Origin of the sequence: Roseibium sp. (assembly GCF_965233565.1) — a bacterium.
In the GTDB taxonomy this organism is placed as follows: Bacteria; Pseudomonadota; Alphaproteobacteria; order Rhizobiales; family Stappiaceae; genus Roseibium.
In genome coordinates, this window is the sequence record NZ_OZ247494.1 from 6040143 (window position 1) to 6064339 (window position 24197).

General features: G+C 58.4%; 19 protein-coding genes and 1 pseudogene. 14 read left to right on the forward strand and 6 right to left on the reverse strand.

Features of this window, described 5'->3' with window-relative positions:
- Positions 1-125 precede the first annotated feature (125 nt).
- A pseudogene (locus ACO6TG_RS27525) lies at positions 126-1054 on the reverse strand (cation diffusion facilitator family transporter).
- Positions 1055-1178: 124 nt separating this feature from the next.
- Here ACO6TG_RS27525 and speB point away from each other — a divergent pair.
- Positions 1179-2141, forward strand: coding sequence for an agmatinase (gene speB / locus ACO6TG_RS27530; protein WP_422376131.1), 963 nt, complete (start codon positions 1179-1181; stop codon positions 2139-2141).
- Positions 2142-2159: 18 nt separating this feature from the next.
- Positions 2160-2777 carry a hypothetical protein gene (locus tag ACO6TG_RS27535; protein WP_422376132.1) on the forward strand — a complete coding sequence of 206 codons (618 nt, stop codon included), beginning with the start codon at positions 2160-2162 and terminating at the stop codon, positions 2775-2777.
- 33 nt (positions 2778-2810) lie between these two features.
- On the opposite strand, the gene ACO6TG_RS27540 is transcribed toward ACO6TG_RS27535, so the two are convergent.
- Positions 2811-3362, reverse strand: coding sequence for a DUF6653 family protein (locus ACO6TG_RS27540; protein WP_422376133.1), 552 nt, complete (start codon positions 3360-3362; stop codon positions 2811-2813).
- A gap of 386 nt (positions 3363-3748) precedes the next feature.
- Here ACO6TG_RS27540 and ACO6TG_RS27545 point away from each other — a divergent pair, with 386 nt between their 5' ends.
- Positions 3749-6070 carry a sensor domain-containing protein gene (locus ACO6TG_RS27545; RefSeq protein WP_422376134.1) on the forward strand — a complete coding sequence of 774 codons (2322 nt, stop codon included), beginning with the start codon at positions 3749-3751 and terminating at the stop codon, positions 6068-6070.
- A gap of 25 nt (positions 6071-6095) precedes the next feature.
- On the opposite strand, the gene ACO6TG_RS27550 is transcribed toward ACO6TG_RS27545, so the two are convergent.
- Positions 6096-6632 carry a hypothetical protein gene (locus ACO6TG_RS27550; RefSeq protein WP_422376135.1) on the reverse strand — a complete coding sequence of 179 codons (537 nt, stop codon included), beginning with the start codon at positions 6630-6632 and terminating at the stop codon, positions 6096-6098.
- 84 nt (positions 6633-6716) lie between these two features.
- A complete protein-coding gene (locus ACO6TG_RS27555) occupies positions 6717-8522 on the reverse strand; it encodes a PHA/PHB synthase family protein (protein WP_422376136.1) in 1806 nt (601 codons plus the stop codon).
- Positions 8523-9153: 631 nt separating this feature from the next.
- On the opposite strand from ACO6TG_RS27555, the gene ACO6TG_RS27560 reads away from it, so the two are divergent.
- The 11 genes from ACO6TG_RS27560 to ACO6TG_RS27610 all read left to right on the forward strand — a co-directional run bounded on the left by ACO6TG_RS27560 (position 9154) and on the right by ACO6TG_RS27610 (position 21982).
- Complete coding sequence (locus ACO6TG_RS27560; protein WP_422376137.1) at positions 9154-10389, forward strand: GGDEF domain-containing protein; 1236 nt, start codon at positions 9154-9156, stop codon at positions 10387-10389.
- A 403-nt stretch (positions 10390-10792) separates the two neighbouring features.
- Positions 10793-12007, forward strand: a complete 1215-nt coding sequence (locus ACO6TG_RS27565) for an LL-diaminopimelate aminotransferase (protein ID WP_422376138.1) — start codon at positions 10793-10795, stop codon at positions 12005-12007.
- A gap of 17 nt (positions 12008-12024) precedes the next feature.
- On the forward strand, positions 12025-13347 hold the full coding sequence (locus tag ACO6TG_RS27570; RefSeq protein WP_422376139.1) for a homoserine dehydrogenase: 1323 nt from the start codon (positions 12025-12027) through the stop codon (positions 13345-13347).
- Between the two features lie 42 nt (positions 13348-13389).
- The gene (gene glpX, locus ACO6TG_RS27575; RefSeq protein WP_422376140.1) at positions 13390-14391 is read left to right on the forward strand and encodes a class II fructose-bisphosphatase; all 1002 of its coding nucleotides are present in this window, start codon (positions 13390-13392) and stop codon (positions 14389-14391) included.
- Positions 14392-14402: 11 nt separating this feature from the next.
- Complete coding sequence (gene recJ, locus ACO6TG_RS27580) at positions 14403-16220, forward strand: single-stranded-DNA-specific exonuclease RecJ (RefSeq protein ID WP_422376141.1); 1818 nt, start codon at positions 14403-14405, stop codon at positions 16218-16220.
- A gap of 85 nt (positions 16221-16305) precedes the next feature.
- A complete protein-coding gene (locus ACO6TG_RS27585; RefSeq protein WP_094070495.1) occupies positions 16306-16497 on the forward strand; it encodes a hypothetical protein in 192 nt (63 codons plus the stop codon).
- Between the two features lie 82 nt (positions 16498-16579).
- Positions 16580-17470: a nitrilase-related carbon-nitrogen hydrolase gene (locus ACO6TG_RS27590; protein WP_422376142.1), complete on the forward strand. Its 891-nt coding sequence runs from the start codon at positions 16580-16582 to the stop codon at positions 17468-17470.
- A 113-nt stretch (positions 17471-17583) separates the two neighbouring features.
- Positions 17584-18069, forward strand: coding sequence for an NUDIX hydrolase (locus ACO6TG_RS27595; RefSeq protein WP_422376143.1), 486 nt, complete (start codon positions 17584-17586; stop codon positions 18067-18069).
- An 85-nt stretch (positions 18070-18154) separates the two neighbouring features.
- Positions 18155-19726, forward strand: a complete 1572-nt coding sequence (locus tag ACO6TG_RS27600) for an inorganic phosphate transporter (RefSeq protein WP_422376144.1) — start codon at positions 18155-18157, stop codon at positions 19724-19726.
- Between the two features lie 236 nt (positions 19727-19962).
- On the forward strand, positions 19963-20367 hold the full coding sequence (locus tag ACO6TG_RS27605) for an NUDIX hydrolase (protein ID WP_422376145.1): 405 nt from the start codon (positions 19963-19965) through the stop codon (positions 20365-20367).
- A 121-nt stretch (positions 20368-20488) separates the two neighbouring features.
- A complete protein-coding gene (locus ACO6TG_RS27610; RefSeq protein ID WP_422376146.1) occupies positions 20489-21982 on the forward strand; it encodes an inorganic phosphate transporter in 1494 nt (497 codons plus the stop codon).
- Positions 21983-21997: 15 nt separating this feature from the next.
- On the opposite strand, the gene ACO6TG_RS27615 is transcribed toward ACO6TG_RS27610, so the two are convergent.
- Positions 21998-22717 (reverse strand): endonuclease/exonuclease/phosphatase family protein, encoded by a 720-nt coding sequence (locus tag ACO6TG_RS27615; RefSeq protein ID WP_422376147.1) that lies wholly within the window; start codon positions 22715-22717, stop codon positions 21998-22000.
- 74 nt (positions 22718-22791) lie between these two features.
- Positions 22792-24153, reverse strand: coding sequence for an HD-GYP domain-containing protein (locus ACO6TG_RS27620; RefSeq protein WP_422376148.1), 1362 nt, complete (start codon positions 24151-24153; stop codon positions 22792-22794).
- Positions 24154-24197 lie beyond the last annotated feature (44 nt).

The window sequence follows — 24197 nt, forward strand, 5'->3', positions numbered from 1 at the left end:
CGTTGTTGATCTTACCTAACCTAACGTAAATTCAGGCAGTTCTCAATCAAAGAGGGATTGCAGATCAAATTCATCCCATGGTTGAATTGGCGGGTGTATTGAGTGGAAAGGTGCGTTCGTCGCGATTAGTGAGGCGCGATTATTTCGATGGTCGCGTGCGCAATGCCGTGCTGCTCCTTGAGCCGTCGCCGCATGGTCTCCAGAACAGTGTTTGGATGCGTGTCCTGAGCCACGACTGCATGCATCGTCGCGTTGACCTTGCCTTCAGCGAGGGACCAGAGATGGATGTGATAAACGTCCGAGAGGCCGGGAACTTCCTCTAGGAGGTCCGCCTTCATCGCCTCGCGGTCGATATCGGCAGGCGCGCCTTCCAGTAGAATATGCGCCGATTGCCTCAACACGGTGATTGCGGAACGAACGATCAGCAATGCCACAAAAACCGACAGGATCGGGTCGATCGGGTACCAGCTGGTCAGATAGATGACGATGGCAGCGGCAATCGCTCCAATCGACCCTAAGAGGTCGCCGATCACGTGCAGAATGGCAGAGCGAATGTTGAGGGAACCGTCGCCGCCACGCTGTAAAATCAGGAATGCACCGATATTCACCACAGACCCAGGATGGCGATGATCAGCATGGGCCCGGCCAGGACTTCCTGAGGTTCGACGAACCGTCCGACGGCTTCCACACAGATCCAGGCCGTGACCACCAGCAGGAAAATGGCATTGGCAAATGCAATCAGGACCGGAAGCCGGTCACGCCCGTATGTGAGACGGGCATCCGCCGGTTTCCTGGATTGCTGAAACGCCCACCAGGCCAGTCCCAGCGAGGCAGCATCGGTGACCATGTGGACGGCGTCCGCCATCAGGGCCAGGGAGCCGGCCAGCCAGCCACCGATCAGTTCGGCAAACATGAAACTGGCAATCAGCAGTCCTGCCCAGGCAACCGCGCGGGCGTTCTTGTCCGTCACTTCCGGTGCATGGTCGTGTCCGGATCCGTGATCATGGGCTGAGTGCTGATCGTGAGAAGCGTGGTCATGCATGTGGACGTCCATTGGGTGAGCGTTTCACCAATGCAATGGTGCCATAACCCAATCGACGATTGCCAGAAGCGCTTTTTGTGAACATGGTAGGCGTCGTCAAATGTCTGCCCGCCAATCAAGCCTGGGTCTTTGGATCATGTCATCAGAATTGCCGCGCCCGACCGACAATGCCTTCCTTGGAAAGGACATCAAGGGCGGGTCGCATGAGCCGACCTACGCCGGCGCGCTTTCTTTCATGCGTCGCCGCTACAGCCGTGACCTTGCCGGCGTTGATCTGGCCATCCTGGGCATTCCTTTTGATGCTTCCGTGTCGAATCGGCCGGGTGCTCGATTTGGACCGCAGGGTGTGCGCCGGGCGTCGGCGATTTTCGACGGCGATCCGCAATACCCCTTTCACATGGACCCGTTTGAAAGCCTTGCCTGCGTGGATTTTGGCGACTGCGTCTTTGATTACGGCCGAAACGCCGACATTCCAGGCCATATTGAGGCTCAGGCCGCAGAAATCCTGGCGGCTGACACGCATCTCTTTTCCATTGGCGGCGACCATTTTGTCACCTATCCGCTGCTCAGGGCCCATGTCGCCAAACACGGGCCGCTGGGCCTTGTGCAGTTCGATGCGCACCAGGACACCTGGCCGGACGAGGGCGACCGGATCGACCACGGCACCTTTACCGGGAGAGCGGTGCGCGAGGGCCTGATTGATCCCGGGCGCTCCATCCAGATCGGCATCAGGACTCATGCGCCGGAAACCTGCGGTGTGGAGATCATATTCGGACATGAGATGGACGACCTTGGCATCAACGGTGTGATCGAACGGATCAAGGCTCGCGTGGGCGGTGGCCCGGCCTACATGACATTCGACATCGACTGTCTCGACCCGGCATTTGCGCCTGGAACCGGAACACCTGTCTCCGGTGGCCTGTCATCGCGTGAAGCGCTGTCGGTTCTGCGCGGGCTTGGGGCGCTGAATTTTGTCGGCGGCGACGTTGTTGAAGTGGCGCCTGCCTATGACCACGCCGACATCACGTCGATTGCAGGGGCAAGCGTTGCGCTGACTTATATCGGCCTGCTGGCGGAAAAGCGGAAACAGGTAGTCTGATCGCATCGGGAGTGCGGAATGGCTGAAGGCCGTGAGCTGAGATTCGTCAAGACGCCTGGCGGCATGCCCTTGCCGGAGAACTTCAAACGCCAGTATCGGGTCTTCCAGGGTCAATCGGCTGAAAATTTGGCTCCCGTTGCCACGTTCAATCTCGAAGAGCCGCACTTGCGGGGCGTTACCGAGGTCAGAAGGGCCGCAACGGACATCCTGACATTGACGGCGCTTCAGGTGAGCGGAGCTGGGCGCTGGCAGCTGACAGACGAGGTTGGCGAGATACTGGCGGAGATATCCGGCCGCGGCGTGCTTTCACAAGGATGGGCGCTGTCCAGCCGCGGCGAGGAACCTGAGTTCGAACTTGTCAATCCGCAAGGCCTTACCAAACAAGTCATCACGACCATGCTGGAAGGTGAAACCGAGGGCCTGGTCCTGAAGAAGAGTGGCAACCCGATAGGCAGCCTCACCAAGCAGCACCGGTCCATGGGCGGAGGAGTTCTTGCCGGACTGAAACGGTTTGTTGAGGGGAGAGACTGGGTGCTGAAACTGGATGATCAGCCCGTCGGTGCGAACCGGGAACTTGCTTTGATGTCCTTTTCACTGGTTGCGATCGTCAGTCTGGAGTTCAGCTCCCCTGATTGACGTGCAACAGCTGACGTCAGGCAGATCAGTTTCCTACGCGGTATTGCGGGCAGGGCCGGCCCGTTTTGACGCGGCCTTGTTGTCATTGCCGGCTGTTGCCGTCCAGAACCGGTAGAGCGGGTGCTTGTCTTTCATCAGGCCGTAGAGGTGGATCAGCTTTCTGAAACAGACAGCCTGGGCTGTGTAGGCGACAACAAGTCCGGAAATTGAGAGTACCGGCAAAGTTGCCACACCGCCCCAGAGCGCGACGAGTACGCCCGTCCAGAAGACGATGTAAAGCACCGTGAGCCGGTAGTTCAGATCCTTGGGCACCGGAACGAACAGCCGGTTCAGCCAGATTTTTTCGCCAAATCCCACATGGCGCGCCCAGTTGAACCGATTGCCGGCGCCCTCAAGCAATCGCGGGCCGAATACGAGCAGAACCAGGGCGAACAGGCACAAGAGCGCGGCGGCAACACCTCCGAGCCAGAGCTTACTCCAAAGCGAAGCCGTCAGAACGGCAGGGGCGAGCAGTTTGCACAAGACTGCAAAAGCTGAGACCGGCCGTCCGCTTGTTCCGGTTTTCAGGTGAATTGGCAATTGCATGCCGGGAGTGGCAAAGGGCCCGGAGCGAGCAATGGGTGTGTGATTCGGTTGCGGAGTTTGCATGAATAAAGGCCGGTTTATCGGGCAGGAGACGATCATAGCCGGTGTCGAGGTCGCTTGGCAAATAACATAATTGACGCATCGACAGGTAATTATTGTAATTTATGGCAATGTAAAATGGTGAGGTAATTAAAGTATTACCGTCGAAACTGTCAGGATTATCGCCCGACGGCTTTCAGAATTGCTGGGGGTGGTTTTGTTTAGTTAAGGGGACTCCAATCTTAACGAGTATAATTGTGGCTTAGCATTTGAGTTCATTGTTTTTTAGCTTGAAATCAGTGAAGATGGCCGCCAGCCTGACAAGGTTAGGAAAATTGAGCTTCAGAATGGTTGCAAAAGGAAGTCGGGACCTGGAGAGCGCTGCTGGCAACAATGAATTCGCGTTCCTGGCAGCCGAACTCGACCGTCTCAGCCGCCTGGAGACGATAGACCGCTCCGAACAGCTGAGCCTGGACGGTGACTGGCTGCAAAAGCTTCTCAACATTGTTTCCGACTATATTTACGTCAAGGATCGTAAGTCGCGCTTCGTCATGGCGAACCGCCAGGTTGCACTTGATCTTGGGCTCGACAGTGCCCTGGAGCTGATCGGCAAGACCGACCTTGAACTCTATCCCCCGGACGCCGCTCACAAGTTCCTCGCAACCGAGCAGGAAATCATGTCCTCCAACATCCCGAGGATAGATTTCGAAGAGCGGTCGATACTCGATGGCGGCCAAAGGAAGTGGTTTTCCTCTTCCAAGTTTCCGGTGACCAACGCGTCGGGCGAGGTCGTTGGTATCGTTGGAATTTCCCGCGATATTACAGAGCGAAAGAGAGCCGGATTGCTGCAGCAGGGGCAGAACAGGGTTCTGCAGCAGCTTGCGGCCGGCAAGCCCGTGGCCACGGTTCTTGAAACCCTTGTGCTGACGATCGAGAACCAGCTGGACGGCATCACCGGGTCGATCATGCTGGTTGATGACACGGGCACCAAGCTGTTGGCAGGCGTCGCGCCGAACCTGCCTGAAGAATATGTGGCGCTGACGGACGGCATCGACATAGGACCCAAGAACGGCTCCTGCGGAACCGCAATCTTCCGGCGCGAGAGTGTGCTGGTCGAGGATATCCTGAAGGATCCGCTGTGGGAGGACTACCGGGAGGTCGTTGAGCCCTTCGGCATCAGATCCTGCTGGTCCGTGCCGTTTTTCGGCAAGGACAGGGAAGTCCTGGGCACATTTGGTCTCTACACGAATTCCGTCCGCAGTCCGACAGACCATGAACTGAAACTTGCCCTCGAAGCCGCCCGTCTGGCCGCCGTTGCCGTGGAACGCGACAAGGACGAGCGGAAAATCCGCTATCTCGCAAATCACGACGTGCTGACGGGTCTGCCCAACCGGCAGGAGTTCAAGACGAAACTGGAGGAAAAGGTTGCCGAAAGCCGGAACACCGCTGTGCCGGTGGCGGTGGTCTTTGTCGATCTGGATAATTTCAAGTTCGTCAATGACAGTTTCGGGCATGCGATTGGCGATCAGGTGCTGATGATCGCGGCCGAGCGCATCATGTCCGTTCATGACGGCACCCACCAGGCCATACGCTTTGGCGGCGACGAATTTGTCCTGATTGTTGAGGGCAACACGGCCCGAAAGCCGGAACTCAAGGATTTCATGGCCCGGCTTCGGGACGAGATCACCAAAACGATCCAGATCGGTGACCTGTCTTTCCACATCACCTGCAGCATCGGTGCAGCAAGTTTTCCGCAAGATGCGGAGAACGCTGCCCAGCTGCTCAGAAATGCCGACAAGGCCATGTTCGAGGCCAAGTCTTCAGGTCGGGACGGATATCAGGTCTATGAACAGACCCGCCCGGAACGTTCCGTCAACAAGCTGACGCTGCTGGAGGAAATGCGCTCGGGGATCGAAAATGGCGATTTCTTCCTGGAGTATCAGCCGCAATACAATCTCGTGAGCGGTCGCATCATCGGTGCTGAGGCGCTTGTGCGCTGGCAACACCCGGCGCTCGGACGCCTGATGCCGGGCGAATTCATCACGCTGGCGGAGGAAAGTGGTCTGATCGTGCCGCTCGGCCGCTGGGTCATGAAGGAAGCCTGTCGCCAGAACAAGGAATGGCAGGATGCCGGTCTGACGCCGATCACTATCGGGGTCAATGTCTCCGCCCGCCAGTTTCGTGATGCCGGACTGGTTGCTGATGTCTGCGCAGCCCTGGATGAAAGCGGCTTGCCGGCCGGCTACCTTGAACTGGAGCTGACGGAAAGTCTTTTGATCCAGAACGCGGAGCAGGCCGTTGAGCTGATGGACGATTTTCGGGGGATCGGCCTGAAACTCGCGATCGATGATTTCGGCATTGGTTATTCAAGCCTCGTGGCGCTGAAAAGCTTCCCGCTGACCCGGCTGAAGATCGACCGCAGCTTCATCCGAGATCTCGACTATGACGAAAACGACCGCTGCATCGCCCGCGCGATCATCTCGCTCGGCCGCGAGCTTGGTCTGTGCGTCGTGGCCGAGGGCGTGGAGACCGCCAAACAGCAGGCGTTTCTTGCAAGTTGCCGCTGCGAAGTGGTGCAAGGTTTCCACTTCGGCCGCCCGATGAGTGCCAACAAGTTCGGCAAGCTCCTGGGCATGACGCTGACGCCGCTGGACGCGCATTTCGGATGACGGCAGCAAGGCCGACGCCAAGAAATCAGAATAGTCTACCTTGGCCGTAGAGGCCCACAAAACGGGACAGTATCTCCGCTTTTGCTTCGAGCGGTATGCCGTCATCCTGGAACATCATCTTCAGGGCACGCCCAGCTTCACTTTTTTCTTCGAAGATCAAAGGGGCATACGTCGTACAAAAAGACCTCTTGACGTAATTTCGCGCGCTTCGGGCTCCGGTGCTTTTGGTAATGCCTGTTTCGCTCAAGACAGCAACGTAAGACGTTCCCCGTTTTAAGGGCTTGATGCGCTTGTCCGTGGAATATTCAATGAGGAACCTGTCAGGGCCAGTTAATCTTCCCGACAAGATGTCAGTTATTTCAAAAACGAGCTTATGCGTTTGAGTTTCGGCACCTGTGGAATACCGAGTGACGTCAACACGGTCGTCCAATAGCTTGCCGACAAATACAGCTTCCGAGCGCAAGGCGTCTCGCAGGTCGTGGTGCCTGGGAGCCCCACAGGCAGAGGCCGATGTGGTCAGCGCCGCCAGGGCTGCCAACACAGCAAGAACGTGTTTGAGCATCTAATTGAAACCCTATGCGGACAATCAAAGTATGAGGTCCGCTTAGGGAAAAAATCAGGCAGAAACGCGTCCGGTCAACAGCCCCTAAACCTTCGTCATCACATAGGATCCCGGCGCATCTTCCAGGATTTTCACCCGGTTGGCGCCGGGTTTGCGGGCCTTGGCAAGATTGCCGTCGTGAGAGCGGATCCACTCGTCCCAGTAAGGCCACCAGGACCCCGGATGCTCCTCGGCATTTTTCAGCCAGTTTTCCAGAAGCCCCTTCGGTTCGCCGCCGGTCCAGTACTGGTACTTGTTTTTTGCTGGCGGATTGACGACGCCGGCGATGTGGCCGGATCCGGCCAGAACATAATCGACCGGTCCGCCGAAACAGCCTGAGCCGAGGAAGACGGACTTCGGCGGTGCGATGTGGTCTTCTCTTGTGGCCAGGTTGAAGATCGGGATCGTCACCCTGGAAAGATCGAGCTGCTCGCCCGCGATCTCCATTTCCCCTTTGGAGAGCTTGTTGTCGAGGTAGCAGTTGCGCAGATAAAAGGAATGATTGGCCGCCGGCATCCGGGTGCTGTCGGAGTTCCAGTAGAGCAGGTCGAACGGGAAGGGCTCCTGGCCCTTAAGGTAGTTGTTGACCACGTAGGACCAGATCAGGTCGTTGGAGCGCAGCATATTAAAGGCGGACGACATTTTCGAACCGTCCAGATAGCCCTGTTCCGCCATCCGTTTTTCCAGAACGGAAATCTGTTCCTCGTCGACAAACACCTTCAGGTCGCCGGCGAAGGTGAAATCGACCTGGGTGGTGAAGAAAGTCGCCGTCTTGATGCGTTCGTCACCGATCTTTGCCATATAGGCGAGCGTAACCGCCAGCAGCGTGCCGCCGACGCAATAGCCGATTGCGTTGACTTCCGACTGTCGTGTGGCCTTCTTGATGACGTCAAGCGTCTCGAGGATACCTTCCTTCATATAGTGTTCGAAGCTCTTCAGGGCCTGGCGCTCATCCGGGTTGACCCAGGAGATCACGAACACGGTATGGCCTTGATCGACGGCCCATTTGATGAAGGATTTTTCCGGGTTGAGATCAAGAATATAGAACTTGTTGATCCAGGGTGGCACGATCAGCAGAGGGCGCTTCAGCACTTCGTCTGTTGTCGGCGAATACTGGATCACCTGGCAGACGTCGTTCTCGGCGATCACCTTGCCCGGGGTGTTGCCCAGGTTTTCGCCGAGCTTGAATTTCGAGGGGTCTGTCTGCCGGATTTTCAGGTCACCCTTGCCGGTCTTCAGGTCTTCCACCAGATGCTGCATGCCCTTGACGAGGTTCTCGCCGTTGCTTTCCATCGTCAGGCGCAGAAGCTCAGGATTGGTCAGCACGAAATTGGATGGCGACACTGCATTGGCAATCTGCGTGACGTAGAATTCCGCCTTGTGTTTTGTGTGTTCGTCGAGGCCGTTGGCCTCGTGGACCATGTCTTCGGCCCATTTGCTGGTGATCAGGTAGAGCTGCTTGATGAAGTCGAAGAACTGGTTGTTTTCCCAGTCCGGGTCGGCAAAACGCTTGTCACGCGGCGGTGTCTCGACCGCCGGTGTCGAGGGCTCGCCCATCATGCGCTTCAAAGAGGAATTCCAGAGATCGATATAACCGGACCAGAGCCGTGACTGGGCCTCGATGGCGCGCTGCGGATCGGACGCCCAGTATTCTCCCACCTGGGCCAGTGTTTTCACGACGCCAGTCAGCTCGTCGGTCGAATCATGTTTGATCTTGCCCTGTTCGCGCGGCTCGATATAGGCGGCCATGGCCTTGCCGGCCTGTTCGAGCGTCTTGGCCAGATTCTGCGCGAAAGCCTCCGGGTTGTTGATGATATACTGCAACATGGGATGTTGGCGGTCATCGGCCATAGACAGGGGTTCCCTCCGGTTGTTCTGCTTCTCCGGCCCTGGAATGGCCTGAGAGCCCTTATCTGTTTAAATCCGTTATCTTGTTATATTTTCGCTGATATTTTGAACTAACAGCTATTTATGACACAAGGTTCTGGTTCCGTCGATTGGATTTGAAGCCGCTTTAGGTTCACTGGCTAGAGCAACTTTATGACAATGGGATGGAAATAGGTTGTGAGTTCGGGGAGGAACGCTTGACCAGGTATTTCAAGGGGATGACAGGCCTCGCCGGGGGAATGTTTCTGATATTTCTGACCGGGTGTGCCGTCGGACCGGGGACACCGCTCGTTGATGCACTGAAGAATGATCAGGGCGTTCAGTCCAGCAATGTACCGCCGCCGAAAGGGTATGGTCCTCCTATTGGCACGCGCGAATCCGCTGGTCTCATCAATCCACGCGACAGGGAAGCAACAGAAGCATATCTGGAGTCTCTTGCCGGAGAGTAATCCGACTTGTTCAAAGAGGGGCGGCGTATTACCGGCCGGCACACCGAAAGGGGGCGGTTTCCTTTTGCGGGAAATGGCAATTCCTAAGCATTCTTTTACGACTGAAGAGCTAGTTTAGGGCCGATATTTCCAAGGCCTTTCTCTGTATGCAGCTCGACACGCCGACACTTTTTGCCTGCCTCGTCATCGCCGAATTTGCCGGCAGCGTCATCTTTTTGATGTTTTACCTCTTTTGGCCGATCCGAAATCCAGATAGTGCCCGCAGTCTGGCAATGTGGTCGCTTGGGATGTTCCTGGCTGCCTGTGGAACCTTGCTGATCGCCATGCGTGGCACCATTCCCGATGCCTTCAGCATCATCGCGGCCAACTTCCTCATTCTCCTGGGAACGGGCCTGAGACGCAGCGGTTTTGCTGTGTTTCTGGGGTTGCGCGGTCACGTCTGGCTGTTTTCCATTATCGCCGTCGGCTGGATCGTGCTGTGTCTCTTTCCGCCGTTTCTCGACAGCTTTGTCATGCGCATAAACTATGTTCAGGGCTGCCTGATCGTCAGCGGGCTCTGGGTGGTTGCGATGGCCTTCTGGGAAAACAAGGAAAAGCTTCGCTCTGCCAGGCTGTTGGGATTTACGACCTTGATCGAAGTTGCCGGGTTTGTCTGGTTCACGCTGAACCAGAACATCCTGTTGGTCCCGTCCTTCCTGGAGGCCTTTCCGCAAGGCTTCACGGTCATCTTCCTGGTGACCCTGTTGTTCTCCATCATCATGACGATTGTTCTGCCTGTCGCGATGGTGATCGAAAGGTCCATGCAACGGTTCCGCGAGGAAGCCGCACAAAACGACCTGACAGGTCTGCCGAACCGGCGGGCCTTCCTGAATGCGGCCGAAGACTGGCTAAGCGAAAACCGGGAGCGGCCGGGTGTCTATGGCATCATGCTATTTTCGATGGATGAGATTGAGGACGTCAGCGAGAAGTACGGAGCGCCCATGGGACTGGCACTGCTGCAGCTGTTTGCCCGTGTCATGAAGGATATGCTGCCCGAAACCTCGATTAGTGGACAACTCAGCGATACGAAATTCGTCGTTTTGCTTGAAGAGGCCAACAACGACCTCGTGCATCTCACGGCGCAGCGGCTCTGCAGGCACTTCGCGCTGGGATGTCATCAGGCATCCGCCGGCAAGCTGACGGTTTCTATCAGTGTCGGCGCGGTCAATTCGCCGATGTCCACGCATTTGTCCAGGGCGTTGGGAGCCGCCGAAAAAGGCGTTGAGCTTTCCAGGAGGCAGGGCAAGTCGCAGATTGTCCTGTTTGACATGAAACCGAATGGTTCTGTCAGGAAGACCAAGGGACCAGCGGCCTTCTCCACCTCTAGAAAGAACGCCGCCTGAGCACGGCGGCCCCTATGTTTTTTCGGGAACCGTTTTTCGTCTGACGCAATACATTCCCTTCGGTTTCGCAGAGACTTGCAAGAACGCTCCCGTTCTGTCGCTGTTTGAGCCGGCGCGATTGGTCCTGAGACCGGGAAAGTGTTCCGTTTTCCCTCAGTTCCGGTCACTGCAAACGCATCAGATCAAGCCAATAGATTGTTGGACAATGGGCACGGACGGCCTGCCGTCACACGCTCAGTGACGGGTTCTGGAACAACATTCTCAAAACGGGAGAAAATTTAGGCGGCTAGGACCGTAAAGACGGGTGAACATTTTTTTCCTTGCTGCTACAAGAGCCCCGCTGCACTGCACCGCATGAGGGGTGCCGGTGCAAACGGACCGTCAATTTGCAAGGGATCGCGCCATGGAGGAATTCCACAAGATCAAGCGGCTGCCGCCGTATGTGTTCGAACAGGTCAATCGCTTGAAAGCAAAGGCGCGAGCGGCCGGGGCGGACATAATTGATCTTGGCATGGGCAACCCGGATCTGCCGACCCCGCAGCATATTGTCGACAAGCTGACCGAGGTGGTGCAGGACCCGCGCACGCACCGCTATTCGGCTTCCAAGGGTATCCAGGGCCTGCGCAAGGCCCAGGCAGCCTATTACGGGCGCCGGTTCGGAGTGAAACTGGATCCCGACACACAGGTGATCGCGACGCTCGGTTCCAAGGAAGGTTTTGCAAACATGGCGCAGGCGATCTCTGCGCCCGGCGACGTGATCCTCAGCCCGAATCCGAGCTACCCGATCCACACATTCGGCTTCTTGATGGCCGGCGCGTCGATCCGCAACATTCCGGCCGAACCGGGACCGGACTTCTTTGATGCGCTGGAGCGTGCTGTCATCCATTCGGTGCCGAAACCGATCGCCATCATCCTGTGTTACCCGGCCAACCCGACGGCTTATTGCGCGGATCTTGACTTCTACAAGGAAGTTGTCGCCTTCGCGCGCAAGCACAATATCTTCATTCTGTCCGATCTTGCCTATTCAGAGATCTACTTCGACGAAACCTCGCCGCCGCCTTCGGTTCTGCAGGTTCCGGGAGCCATGGATATCACTGTCGAGTTCACATCCTTGTCGAAGACCTTTTCCATGCCTGGCTGGCGCATGGGATTTGCCGTTGGCAACGAGCGGCTGATCGGCGCTCTGGCGCGCGTCAAATCCTACCTCGATTACGGCGCCTTCACACCGATCCAGGTGGCGGCAACGGCCGCTCTCAACGGACCGGAAGACTGCATCAGGGAAACCCGCGACACCTACAAGAAACGCCGCGATGTCGTGGTTGAAAGCTTTGGCCGTGCAGGTTGGGACATTCCCGCGCCACAGGCCAGCATGTTCTGCTGGGCGCCCATTCCGGAAAAATTCCGCTCCCTTGGCAGCCTTGAATACTCCAAGCTGTTGCTGGAACGGGCAGAGGTTGCCGTCGCACCAGGTATCGGGTTCGGCGAGCATGGCGATGAATATGTGCGCATAGGACTGGTGGAAAACGAGCAGCGGCTGCGACAGGCGGCGAGAAATATCCGCCGCTTCCTTGAAACCGCAGAGCAAAAGCTGCACAACGTCATCCCGCTCGGAACTTAACCTGGACTCTTTTCCGCATGTCTGAAGCATTGAAAGTTGGCGTTGCTGGTCTTGGCACCGTGGGGGCGGCCGTCGTGCAGCTCCTGTCGAAAAACGGAGGGCAACTTGCCCGCAAGTCTGGTCGGGCCGTGATCGTTACCGCTGTGAGCGCGCGGGACAAGTCTCGGGACCGGGGCTTCGACGTGTCTGGTCTCGACTGGTACACCGATCCGGTCGAGATGGCGGCCAACGCCGATATCGACATCTTTGTCGAGTTGATTGGCGGGGACAGCGGTCCTGCGGAGGACAGCGTGCGTGCCGCTCTCAAACGCGGAGTACATGTGGTCACTGCCAACAAGGCATTGCTCGCCAAACACGGCGTCGACCTGGCCGGAATAGCTGAGGAAAATGACGCCTGCCTGAACTACGAAGCGGCGGTCGCCGGTGGCATTCCGATCGTCAAGACCTTGCGGGAATCCATGGCCGGCAACGATATCAGCCGCGTCTACGGCATCCTGAACGGCACCTGCAATTACATCCTGACCCGGATGGAAGCCGATGGCATCAGTTTTGAAGATTGCCTCGCCGATGCGCAGCGGCTGGGTTATGCCGAAGCCGACCCGACATTCGACATCGAGGGAAATGACACAGCTCACAAGCTGGCTATCCTGACGAGCCTCGCCTTCGGCACGAAGATTGCCGACGAGGACATCTATCTGGAAGGCATCACCTCAATCACGACAGCCGACATTCAGGCTGCCGACGAACTGGGGTTCCGCATCAAGCTCCTGGGGGTGGCACAGCGAACGGACACCGGGATCGAGCAACGTGTGCATCCGACCATGGTGCCGAAAACCTCCGCGATTGCCCGCATTGACGGTGTCCTGAACGCGGTGGCCGTTGATGGAGACTTTGTCGGCGAGATCGTCCTCGTCGGACCGGGAGCGGGTGGTAATGCCACCGCATCTTCCGTGGTCGCCGACATTGCCGATATCGCGCGCGGCGACGCGACGCCGGTGCTCGGCATGCCGGCCTCGGACCTGAAGGACTATGTCAGGGCGCGCATGCGGCTGCATGAGGGTGGTTATTACATCCGCTTGTCCGTGTATGACAGGCCGGGGGCGTTCGCCGAAATCGCCCAGAGCATGGGAGCGGCCGGTATTTCGCTGGAGTCGATCGTACAGAAACGTCATCCGGAAGAAATTCCGCCGGCGAAACGGGATGCGGAGACACCTCAGCCTGTCATCTTGATCACTTATGAAACCACCGAAGTGGCGATCAAGCAGGCCCTGGACGTGATCATGTCCAAGGGGGTTGTCGCCGAAAAGCCGCAAATGATCCGGATTGAAAAACTGAATTGAAGAATGTGCCCGCCCAGGCGTCTTGCGGGGGAGAGACTGGAGATGTTGATGTCCAATACTGAAAATCAGCCACCGAGCGGACTGGACCGAATCCTGACCTTGGAGCTGGCACGCGTCAGCGAGCGCGCGGCGGTATCTGCTGCGCGTCTTCGGGGGCACGGCGACGAGATGGCGGCCGACCAGGCTGCGGTGGACGCGATGCGGCGCGAGTTGAACAGGCTGCCGATCGACGGCACCGTGGTGATTGGTGAAGGCGAACGCGACGAAGCGCCAATGCTCTATATCGGCGAGAATGTCGGAACCAAGCAGGGACCCAAGGTGGACATCGCGCTCGACCCGTTGGAAGGCACCACGATCTGCGCCAAGAACCTGCCCAACTCTCTGGCCGTCATTGCACTCGCGCCTGAGGGCGATCTGCTCAACGCGCCGGACAGCTACATGGACAAGATCGCAATCGGTCCGGGTTACCCGGCCGGCCTGATTGATCTCGATGCTCCGATCGGTGACAACATTGCGGCTGTTGCCAAGGAAAAGGGCGTTGCCGTCAACGAGGTCACGGCCTGCGTCCTTGACCGGCCGCGTCACGCACGTCTCATCGAGGAAATCCGGGCGACGGGGGCCGCGATCCGCTTGATTGGCGATGGTGATGTGGCTGGCGTGATCCACACGACCGATCCGGAAGAGACCGGCATCGACATCTATGCCGGCATTGGCGGTGCTCCGGAAGGCGTTCTGGCTGCGGCGGCACTGCGCTGCATCGGTGGTCAGATGCAGTCCCGTCTGGTGATCACGCGCGACGAGCAGGTCGAACGCGCGCACCGCATGGGCATCGACGACATCAAGAAGAAATACACCCTGGAAGAGATGGCCGGTCCTGACGTTCTGTTTGCCGCCACCGGCGTGACGGATGGCAACTTCCTTCAAGGGGTTCGCTTTGGGCGCAATCACATCACCACCCACACTGTGGTGATGCGCTCGTCCACCGGCACGGTCCGTTACATCAAGGCCCAGCACACGGATCTTGAAAAGTTCCATCTGGACTGAGTCGAGGCTGAATGCAGGACCATTCCGAGGAAGACGTCCGGCGGCTCGTTCTGGGAGTCGCCCGCTCGGCAAATGACAATTCCTGGCGGGAACGCCTGAGCTCTTCTGATGCGCGGGCTGCGATGGCGATTTCCCAGACCCATGGGCTGCCGGATGTGCTTGCACGTGTCATGGCAGCCCGAGGCGTCCAGCCGGACGAGGCACTGTCTTTCCTCGAACCGTCCCTCAAGACGTTGATGCCTGATCCCTCCGGCCTGGTGGATATGGATGCTGCGGTTGCGCGAGTGGCAGATGCGGTTCAGGCAGGCAAGCAGATCGCGATTTTCGGCGATTATGATGTTGATGGAGCGACGTCATCGGCGATTTTCGCGAAGTATCTGCAATGGCTCGGTCTGAACCCGGTCATCCACATTCCGGACCGGATCATCGAAGGGTATGGCCCCAACGGTCCGGCAATCGAGGCATTGCGCGAAGGCGGAGCCGAGCTGCTGGTGACGCTCGATTGCGGCAGCACGTCGTTCGAGGCCTTTGAAACCGCGCAGAAACTGAACCTTGACGTGGTTGTCATCGATCACCACCAGGTGGGTGAAACGCTCCCTGATGTCCGGGCACTGGTGAATCCAAACCGGCAGGACGACCTGTCAGGACAGGGGCACCTTGCAGCTGTCGGCGTGACCTTTCTGTTTCTTGTCGGCTTGAACCGGGAATTGCGTCAGCGCGGCGCGTTTCAAAACGGTGGCCAGCCGGATCTGATGGCGCTTCTCGACCTCGTGGCGCTTGGCACCGTATGTGACGTCGTTCCCTTGCAGGGATTGAACCGGGCCTATGTAACGCGCGGTCTGGAAGTTATGCATCAAAGGCGCAATTACGGCCTGACGGCCCTGGCCGACGCCGCGCGCGTCAGTGGCAAGCCTGCACCTTATCATCTGGGTTTCCTTGTCGGCCCCCGGATCAATGCCGGCGGCAGGATCGGTGATGCGGCACTGGGCGCGCGTCTTCTGACCACGGAAGACCCTCATGAAGCACGCACGATTGCCGAACGCCTTGATCAGCTCAATAGCGAGCGCCAGGCAATGGAAGCGCATATGCTGGAACAGGCTGGGGCAGAGGCCGCCCTGGCCATCGAAACGCGAGACCCTGCCGTTTTGCTGACAGGATCGGATGACTGGCATCCCGGCATTGTTGGTTTGATCGCGTCCAGACTGAAAGAGGCCCATCGGCGGCCGTCCTTTGCGATTGCCTTCGACGAAACCGGTAAGGGCACCGGGTCCGGCCGGTCAATTCCGGGTGTCGACCTGGGCCGGGCCGTGCGCAAGGCGGTGGAAGATGGGCTCCTTGAGAAGGGGGGCGGTCATGCAATGGCCGCCGGCTTGACGGTGCGGCGCGAACGTACCGAAGAGCTGGAAGCCTTTTTCAATCAGGTACTCAAGGAAGATGTCGCAACCGCAACCGCCACACGGGACCTGAAAATAGACGCGGCCTTGACGGCAACCGGAGCAACGCTGGATCTTTTGGAGCTGCTTGAAAAGGCAGGGCCTTATGGGGCCGGGCATTCTGAACCGGTTTTCGCCTTTCCGGCTCATCGCGTGTCTTTTGCGGATGTTGTCGGCAAGGGGCACGTCCGGGCAACGCTGGCGGCCGGGGATGGGACAAGCCTGAAAGGGATCTGTTTCAAGGCCGACGACAAGCCGCATGGCAGGATGTTGCTTGAGGGCAGGGGGCGGAACCTTCATGTCGCGGGAACCTTGTCGATCGACACCTGGCAGGGCACGCCCAAGGTTCAGCTACGCATTCTGGATGTCGCCGATCCGCAAAAAACCAGACTTTGAGCCTGGGTCACCTCAAGGGTGTTAACTAAATTCTAAGGCTCTCGGCCTAGCGTTTCCTGACACGAAGGAATCGTGAGGTGAAGGCATGCGCGCTCAGAATGAGCTCTCGCCCTATTTTGCGGAAATCGACCGGCGCACGGACAGGGCCCTGAAAGGGATCCGTGAGGTTCGCCGCTCCGCCAAGCTCAAGTCCCTGCCCAGAGAACCAAAGTCCTCGGTGGTCGGCACCGGGTTCCTGATCGTCCTTGCGGCGTTCATCGGCTTGTTTCTGGATTGAAGCAGAGCTGCAATTGCAGCTTGATCTGGCTTGAGGTCTGCTTTTATGTCTGTCGTCCCTTCAGTGGAGGCAGGCAGGCTTCATGACGAATTATCCCATTGCACTTTGGTCTTTCAATCTTGGCCGCGCGCCCGGGTCTGTTGCTGACTTCGCAGCCCAGATCGAGGAGGGGCTGCAACGCGCGGCCGCTGCAGGCGCAAAGCTCCTTCTGCTGCCGGAATACGTGAATGAATGCTGCCTGGCGTTCAAACCGGCTGGCTTGCGTCCGGATCAGGAAATGGACTTTCTGGCCGATGCGGCGCAGGAACTGATGCCCCATCTATCGCCTTTGCCTCAAAAACATGGTGTTTCACTGCTTGTCGGTACAGTTCCGGTGAAGGCACCGAATGGCATCACCAACACAGCGATACTTTTGACGGCGGATGGCCGGGAGATTCGCCAGGACAAATTGTGCCTGACGCCTTTCGAGCAAAGTTCTGACACCTGGAGCCTGACACCGGGTACAGAGCTGAAGGTGTTCGAACTCGATGGCCTCAAAATGGCAATCCTGATCTGTCTGGATGTTGAAATGCCGGCGCTGAGCAGCCTGCTGGCCCGTCAGGAAATCGACCTTCTGCTGGTCCCGTCCATGACGGAAATGCTGTCCGGCTATCACCGTGTCTTTGGCTGCGCCAAGGCACGGGCTGTCGAGTTGATGTGCGCGGTCGCCGCCTGCGGCGTGGTCGGTGCGTCGAAGGGGACAACGCAAAACGAATCAAACGTGTCCGGGGCGGCGCTCTATTTGCCCTGCGAGGAGGCGTTCGGGTTTACCGGGATCGGTGCAGAAATTGCGCCGACGGACGGCAAGGTAGGCGAAGAGCCGTTTCTCGTTGCTGAGGTTCCGCTTCAGCAACTGAGAGACCTCAGGTCAGGAAAAGCCGAGGTTTGGCCGGGCGCCTGGACTGCCGATCACGTGAGTGTTTTGGCTGGCTAATAAAACTTCCGCGATTGTTAGGCTTGAAGCGACATGCACATTGTGCACTTTTGACTTTACGGAACCCCTCCGAATGTCTATATACCGGCCATCCGAAACAAGGTGATCCGGGAATGGGTGTCGCTAAGGCAATAACAGCGCAGGAAGGCTCGTGGCTGCACGGTTTAAGTGGTTTGTTTGTCAAACCGCCCCGTTTGCAGATCGCGGCACTGTGCTTTCGCCCTGGTGACGGGGAGCCCGAGATCCTGCTTGTTTCCACGCGTGACACCGGGCGCTTGATCCTGCCCAAGGGCTGGCCCGAAACCGACCGGCCGGCAAGCGAGACGGCCCTTGTGGAAGCCTATGAGGAGGCCGGCGTCGTTGGCGCGGCAGATCCGCGCCCGATTGGAAGTTTCCGGTCCTTCAAGGGGCTTGCGGACGGGATCAGGATCCGGACGAAGGTTCTGGTTTTCAAGATCCGTTTTGAAAAGCAGTTGAAGACCTTTCCGGAGGTCGGTGAGCGGGAATGTCATTGGCTGCCGCTCTCGCAAGCGATGGAAAAGGCTGATGAACCGGCATTGAGACGGTTCTTGCGCAAGCACCGCAACGATCTCACCTGAACAGTCGAGGCTTTTCTCGTCCGGTCGGCAATGATGACGCATCTTTGTCGCCAAGCCGTGCGACTTTGGATTTCCAGGCGATTTCATGAACGCCTGGGATCCAGCGAACAACAAGAATGGAATAAACGGTGAGGCCGACTGGGTGCTGACAAACAGGGACCTGAAATCGAAGGGTCTGGACAAGGATCTCGACAGACTGGGATTTTTGAGCGATGCAGCCGAAGCAATGGGACGCCGGCTGACCGGGCTCGGCCTCGCTGTGATTTTTCTGGGCCTGTGCGCCGCCGTGGCCGCAACGCAGGTCGTCTCGGACGACTTTTCCGACATCGTGATCCTTGTCTCTGCCAGCGCGATCGGCGGCTACATGGCACTCAATATCGGGGCGAATGACGTTGCCAACAATGTTGCGCCGGCGGTCGGCGCACGCGTGATCACGCTCGGCGGAGCGCTTGTACTGGCGGCAATCTGCGAGAGTGCGGGAGCACTCCTGGCTGGCGGTAGCGTCGTGACGACGGTTTCCAGCCAGATCCTCAGCCCGTCCGATGTTCCGCACAATTATGTCTTCATGCAGGCGATGCTGACGGCGATGGCCGCAGCTGCCCTCTGGATCAATTTTGCGACGGTTATCGGGGCGCCGGTGTCGACGACCCATTCGATTATCGGGGGCGTGGTCGGAGCCGGGATTGCAGCCAGCAGCTTTGGCGCCATCAACTGGACCACGGTGTCGACGATTGCAGCTTCCTGGGTGTTTACGCCGGTACTGGGAGGCATCATCGGGGCAGCCCTCATTGCGTTCATCAATGCCCGGGTCGTCTATACCGCCAACAGGATCGTGGCCGCGCGGTTCTGGTTGCCGATTTTGCTCGGTCTCATGGGGGCGACGTTCACGGCTTTCATCATGCTCAAGACGTCCAATCGTTTCTTCACCGCTCCCGGCTGGGTGTCACCAGTGCTGTCTGTCGTCATCGGCCTTCTGATCTGGTCGCTCTACCGGCGCTTGGTCTATGCCCAGACAGGTGCGATGGAAGACAGTGCGCGCGCTCTCCGGAACCTGTTTGCCGTTCCGCTGATGGTGACTGCCGGCCTGTTGTCGTTTGCCCATGGGGCCAATGACGTTGCCAATGCGATCGGGCCCCTGGCGGCCATTGTGCTCAGCCTGTCCTCCGACTTTCCGGATCTCGTGTTCTGGTATCTGGGCTCTCTCAACCCCGTTGTGCCCTTGTGGGTGAGTGCTGTCGGCGCCTTCGGTATCTCCGCAGGTCTTCTGCTGTTCGGGCGGCGGCTCATCACTGTGGTCGGCAAGAAAGTCACCAAGCTGAACCCGGTCCGTGCCTTCTGCATCACCCTGGCCACGGCCGCCACTGTTCTGGGAGCCTCCGCTCTGGGCCTGCCGGTCTCCTCAACTCATATTGCGGTTGGGGCCCTGTTTGGCGTTGGTTTCTACCGGGAATGGTACCGGAACCGCTATTACGCCGAAAACGGTGTGATGAAGCCGCGCAGGTTCTTGAAGAACCGGGAAGAACGCCGGCGCAGACTGCTGGTGCGACGCGCCAACCTGCTCACGATTGTGGCGGCCTGGGCTGTCACGGTGCCGGCGTCAGCCATGCTGGCCGCGGGCCTGTTTCACCTGTTGAGCCTTGTGATGTCAGTCGGTTGACCAATCGCGCCAGGAGCGTTGAGCGAATGCCGGGCCATTTGGTTGGGGCCACCAACCCGGTGAGCGTTAGGGCTAAAAGAGCACTCAGTGCATTTTCTTGATGGCGTGTTTCTGGTATCCTTCAGGGTTCAGACAAACAAATCCAAATAGACATCATGGCATTTTCGTATTCAGGACCGGACTACAGACCTTCTCTTTTGCAAAGCGTTCTCGCGATGTTTCGTCGGCCGGCGCGCTTGCAGATCGCGGCCCTTTGCCACCGCATGCGAGAGGGCAAGGTAGAGGTGCTGCTGGTCACCTCAAAATCGACACGCCGCTGGATCTTGCCAAAAGGGTGGCCCATCCTCTCCCGGAGAGCCCATCGAACTGCGGCAATCGAAGCGTTTGAGGAAGCCGGTGTGACCGGCAGGGTGCACAAGAATCCCTTTGCCAGCTTTTCCTCCTACAAGGGCGGTGAGGCGGGTTTGAAACTGCGAACGGAAATTCTTGTGTTCCTGGTCGATGTCGAAAGTGAAACGGAAGAGTTTCCCGACTCGGCAGAGCGCGACGTTCGATGGGTATCGATCAAGGATGCTGTCAGAATGACCAGTGAGCCTGGGCTGATGGACGTCTTTCGTAAGCTTAATCGCTTATACGGCTAAGAAAATCTGCCCGTTCCACGCGCTTCCGGTTGACCTTTGCGAGCGATTGTTTAAGGCAAACGCCAAACGAGACCGTCCGGTGTCTCCGACAGGATGCCGGTAAGCCGTGAACTGGATTGCCATGCGGAATTTGAAGAAGCCGACGCTCGACAAGGATCTCGACAAGTTCAGCTACATGGAAGAGGCGGCCGGGTCTCTCGGGCGCGGGCTGATCGCGCCTGGTATCGCACTGGTGTTCATTGTGCTTTGTGCGTTGGGGGCAGGGGCATCCATGTCCGGAACGCCTGGCGCGGTCGTCATCGTCGCAGCTGCCGCCATTGGTGCTTACATGGCACTGAACATCGGTGCCAACGACGTTGCCAACAATGTTGGCCCGGCCGTCGGGTCACGCGCCATGACGCTGGTGACGGCGCTGATCATCGCGGCCGTCTTCGAAAGTGCCGGTGCGCTGATCGCCGGCGGAGATGTTGTCGGGACGATCTCCAAGGGCATTATCAGTCCGGATTCGATTGCCAGTTCCAGCGTGTTCATGGCCGCGATGATGGCAGCTCTCGTCTCTTCAGCGCTCTGGATCAATCTCGCCACCTGGATCGGCGCCCCGGTATCCACCACCCATTCCATTGTCGGCGGCGTGATGGGGGCGGGCATTGCAGCAGCCGGATTTGGCGCGGTCAATTGGGTGACGATGGGCAGCATTGCTGCCAGCTGGGTGATTTCGCCGTTTCTTGGCGGCCTGATCGCAGCCGGTTTTCTCGCCTTCATCAAGTCCTTCATCATCTACCAGGACGACAAGATCGCAGCAGCGCGCAAATGGGTGCCGGTCCTGATCGGCGTCATGGCCGGGGCCTTTGCCAGCTATCTCGCCCTGAAAGGGCTCAAGAAGATCATCAAGATCGATCTTCCGCTGTCCTTGGTGCTGGGGAGCCTTGTCGGCCTTGCGGTCTGGTTCGCGGTGCGCCCCCTCATTAACCGGCAGTCACAGGGACTAGAAAATCGAAACCAGTCCCTGCGCATCCTGTTTTCCATTCCCCTTGTGTGTTCGGCGGCTTTGCTCTCCTTCGCTCATGGAGCAAATGACGTGGCGAATGCGGTGGGGCCACTTGCTGCCATCGTTCACACCGCCGAACTGGGAGAAGTGGCGACCAAGGTGAGCATTCCGCTCTGGGTCATGGCGGTCGGCGCGTTCGGCATCTCGTTTGGCTTGCTGTTGTTCGGACCCAAACTGATCAACATGGTCGGTCAGCAGATCACCAAGCTCAACCCGATGCGCGCCTATTGCGTGTCCCTGTCAGCGGCCATCACGGTCATCATTGCCTCCGGTCTCGGCTTGCCGGTCAGTTCCACTCATATTGCAGTTGGTGCTGTCTTCGGCGTCGGGTTTTTCCGGGAATGGTACACCGAACGCTCCAAGCGGCGCCTTGACTATGTGAACAAGCACCAACCATCTGGTGGCCGGCAGGTTCGACCAATCCGCAATCGCGAGGAACAAGCCCGTCGTCAATTGGTTCGGCGGGCCCATTTCATGACCATCGTTGCTGCATGGATCGTGACCGTTCCGGCCGCGGCGGTCTTGTCCGGCGCGCTTTATTTCGTGATGATCAAGCTCATCGGTTGACGAATACCTGGCTGTCTAGCGGGACGCCAGATGTCCTGCCGGTTCAAGCGTCAGATGGGCCCAGACCGGTAAATGATCCGAAGCGACGCGCGCCGTCTTGGACTTGTGAACGCCTGCCTTCTCCACGGTGAATTCGGGGCTGGTGATGATCCGGTCCAGACTGCCGACCGGCAGGGGACTGGGGAAACTCCGGCCGGGCGTCGTCACCTCGTAATGTTGCTCGAACAGCTTGATGCTGCCGGCCGTATCCCGCCATTCGTTCAGGTCGCCGATCAGGACGGTCGGCAGGTAGTCGAGATGTTCGTGCAGCTGGTGCATCAGCGAGCTGATCTGTTTCTTGCGGAAATGGCCGACCAGGCTGAGATGCATGGCGGCGACCCGGATCCTTTCACCACCAACCTGCAGATCAACGGCGACAGCGCCGCGTGGTTCGAGTTTCGGCAGGTCGATCCGACGATGGTCGAGAATTCCAATCGAATTGCGGACCAAAATGGCATTGCCATGCCAGCCGAGGCTGCGGTCCCGCGTGGCAAAAGGCACTGGCCGGTAATCGGTTTCCGCAAGAATGCTTTGCGGATCGATGGTGCTTTCTCGAGGCCCGAAACGCTTGTCGGCTTCCTGCAGGGCCAGGATGTCACAATCCAGTTCCTGGATGACTTTCAGCGTCCGGTCCGGACGGCGGCGGGCATCGACACCGATGGCCTTCTGTATGTTGTAGGATCCGATTTTCAGCATGTCAGTCAGGTATGGCGGGCGTTTGGGGGCAGATGCAAGCGGGATGACGGGTGGCAGCCTCTATTGCGGCAAATTTAGGCAGCTTTGTGCTGGTCCATGCGTTCGGTTGCTTTCTTCAGGGCGTCAAAACAGGTCTTGTCGAGACCGGAGCCGACATCTCCTTCCATGATGCCGAGAGCCTTGGGCAAGGGCATTGGCCCGCGATACGGCCTTTCGGCTGTGAGGGCATCGAAAATGTCGGCGGTGGTCACGATCCGCGTTTCCATGGAGATCCGACTCGCCGTTAGACCGTCAGGATAGCCGCGGCCATCCAGTTTTTCATGATGTCCGCGCGCAATCGGTGACAGCTCGGCGAAGCTCTCGATCCGGGAGAGGATTTCGTCGGAATAGACCGGGTGCATGCGGATCTGCTGCCATTCCTGATCATCGAGTTTGCCGGGTTTGTCGAGCACCGAATTGCTGACCCCGAGCTTCCCGATATCGTGCAAAAGGGCGGCGCGTTTTAAAAGCTGCCGGTCACGGGTGCCATATCCCAGCTCTTCCGCGATCATGTCGGTGTAAAGGGTGACCCGTTCGCTGTGCCCGGCCGTGAACGGGCTCTTGCTGTCGATCACAAGCGCAAATCCGTGGGCGATGTCATCCAGTTGGTTCTCGTCAGCAAACCGGAGATGTTGAGCCGGTTCCAGGCCATAGACGACGGCATCGATCCCCTCGGAATGCAGCGTCGTCCAGAAGTCCGGGTCGCGGGCAACAATTTCTGCAGCTTCCACCAGAGCCGGATCGAACCAGCTGCCAGACCGGTCTCGCAGTTCCTGGAGTGCGCCGTCGGGGCCGGAATGGACCTGAAAGACGTCCATCACCTGCGCCAGCAGGGCAACCTGGGCGAAGACCGGGATCGTGGTACCTTTCAGACCGGTGGGACGACCACCACCGTCCCAATGCTCATCCAGACTGTAGATGCCGTCAACGACCGGTTCCGAGAAGTGCATTTGCCGGGCGATGTCGGCACCGCGCTGGCACCGCGTCTCGATCATCTCGTTGGCAATGTCCCCGCCATTTTGCAGGATGTTGACGATGGCCCGCACGCGCTCGGCAAAACCGTGTTTCAGCCCGGTATGGCCGAGCACGAAGCGGAGCGCGGCCGGCAGACTGTCGCTGATGGTCTTGTAGTCGTGTTTAAAGGTCAGGTCGTCTGTCAGGTAAAGTTCGCAGATCCGGGCAGCATTGCTCGAACAGCCGAGGTCCTTCAAAAGCAGCGTGTAGTAGAGATCGCTCAAGAGGGCGTCACTCAATCCGATCTGCCGGCCGACATGAATGCCAATCCAGCAGCACCGCACGCAATGGCCGCGTGGCTGGCCTTCGGTGATATCGAGAGCGTGGCTGAGAGCGCCGAGCAGTTCCGCCAGTCGAAGCTGTTTTGGGACGTGATCGGACATGAACGGCAATCCTTGCAGAACCTGAGGGGCCGCAAGGATTGCAG

Excerpts from the sequence above, each read along its gene's own strand:
- ACO6TG_RS27555 (WP_422376136.1), bottom strand. The coding sequence starts at position 8,522 with ATGGCCGATGACCGCCAACATCCCATGTTGCAGTATATCATCAACAAC.
- ACO6TG_RS27595 (WP_422376143.1), top strand. The coding sequence starts at position 17,584 with ATGGGTGTCGCTAAGGCAATAACAGCGCAGGAAGGCTCGTGGCTGCAC.
- ACO6TG_RS27545 (WP_422376134.1), top strand. The coding sequence starts at position 3,749 with ATGGTTGCAAAAGGAAGTCGGGACCTGGAGAGCGCTGCTGGCAACAAT.
- ACO6TG_RS27560 (WP_422376137.1), top strand. The coding sequence starts at position 9,154 with ATGCAGCTCGACACGCCGACACTTTTTGCCTGCCTCGTCATCGCCGAA.
- ACO6TG_RS27535 (WP_422376132.1), top strand. The coding sequence starts at position 2,160 with ATGGCTGAAGGCCGTGAGCTGAGATTCGTCAAGACGCCTGGCGGCATG.
- recJ (WP_422376141.1), top strand. The coding sequence starts at position 14,403 with ATGCAGGACCATTCCGAGGAAGACGTCCGGCGGCTCGTTCTGGGAGTC.
- ACO6TG_RS27540 (WP_422376133.1), bottom strand. The coding sequence starts at position 3,362 with ATGCAATTGCCAATTCACCTGAAAACCGGAACAAGCGGACGGCCGGTC.
- ACO6TG_RS27610 (WP_422376146.1), top strand. The coding sequence starts at position 20,489 with ATGCGGAATTTGAAGAAGCCGACGCTCGACAAGGATCTCGACAAGTTC.
- ACO6TG_RS27570 (WP_422376139.1), top strand. The coding sequence starts at position 12,025 with ATGTCTGAAGCATTGAAAGTTGGCGTTGCTGGTCTTGGCACCGTGGGG.
- ACO6TG_RS27550 (WP_422376135.1), bottom strand. The coding sequence starts at position 6,632 with ATGCTCAAACACGTTCTTGCTGTGTTGGCAGCCCTGGCGGCGCTGACC.
- ACO6TG_RS27585 (WP_094070495.1), top strand. The coding sequence starts at position 16,306 with ATGCGCGCTCAGAATGAGCTCTCGCCCTATTTTGCGGAAATCGACCGG.
- ACO6TG_RS27620 (WP_422376148.1), bottom strand. The coding sequence starts at position 24,153 with ATGTCCGATCACGTCCCAAAACAGCTTCGACTGGCGGAACTGCTCGGC.
- ACO6TG_RS27600 (WP_422376144.1), top strand. The coding sequence starts at position 18,155 with ATGAACGCCTGGGATCCAGCGAACAACAAGAATGGAATAAACGGTGAG.
- speB (WP_422376131.1), top strand. The coding sequence starts at position 1,179 with ATGTCATCAGAATTGCCGCGCCCGACCGACAATGCCTTCCTTGGAAAG.
- glpX (WP_422376140.1), top strand. The coding sequence starts at position 13,390 with ATGTTGATGTCCAATACTGAAAATCAGCCACCGAGCGGACTGGACCGA.
- ACO6TG_RS27565 (WP_422376138.1), top strand. The coding sequence starts at position 10,793 with ATGGAGGAATTCCACAAGATCAAGCGGCTGCCGCCGTATGTGTTCGAA.
- ACO6TG_RS27615 (WP_422376147.1), bottom strand. The coding sequence starts at position 22,717 with ATGCTGAAAATCGGATCCTACAACATACAGAAGGCCATCGGTGTCGAT.
- ACO6TG_RS27590 (WP_422376142.1), top strand. The coding sequence starts at position 16,580 with ATGACGAATTATCCCATTGCACTTTGGTCTTTCAATCTTGGCCGCGCG.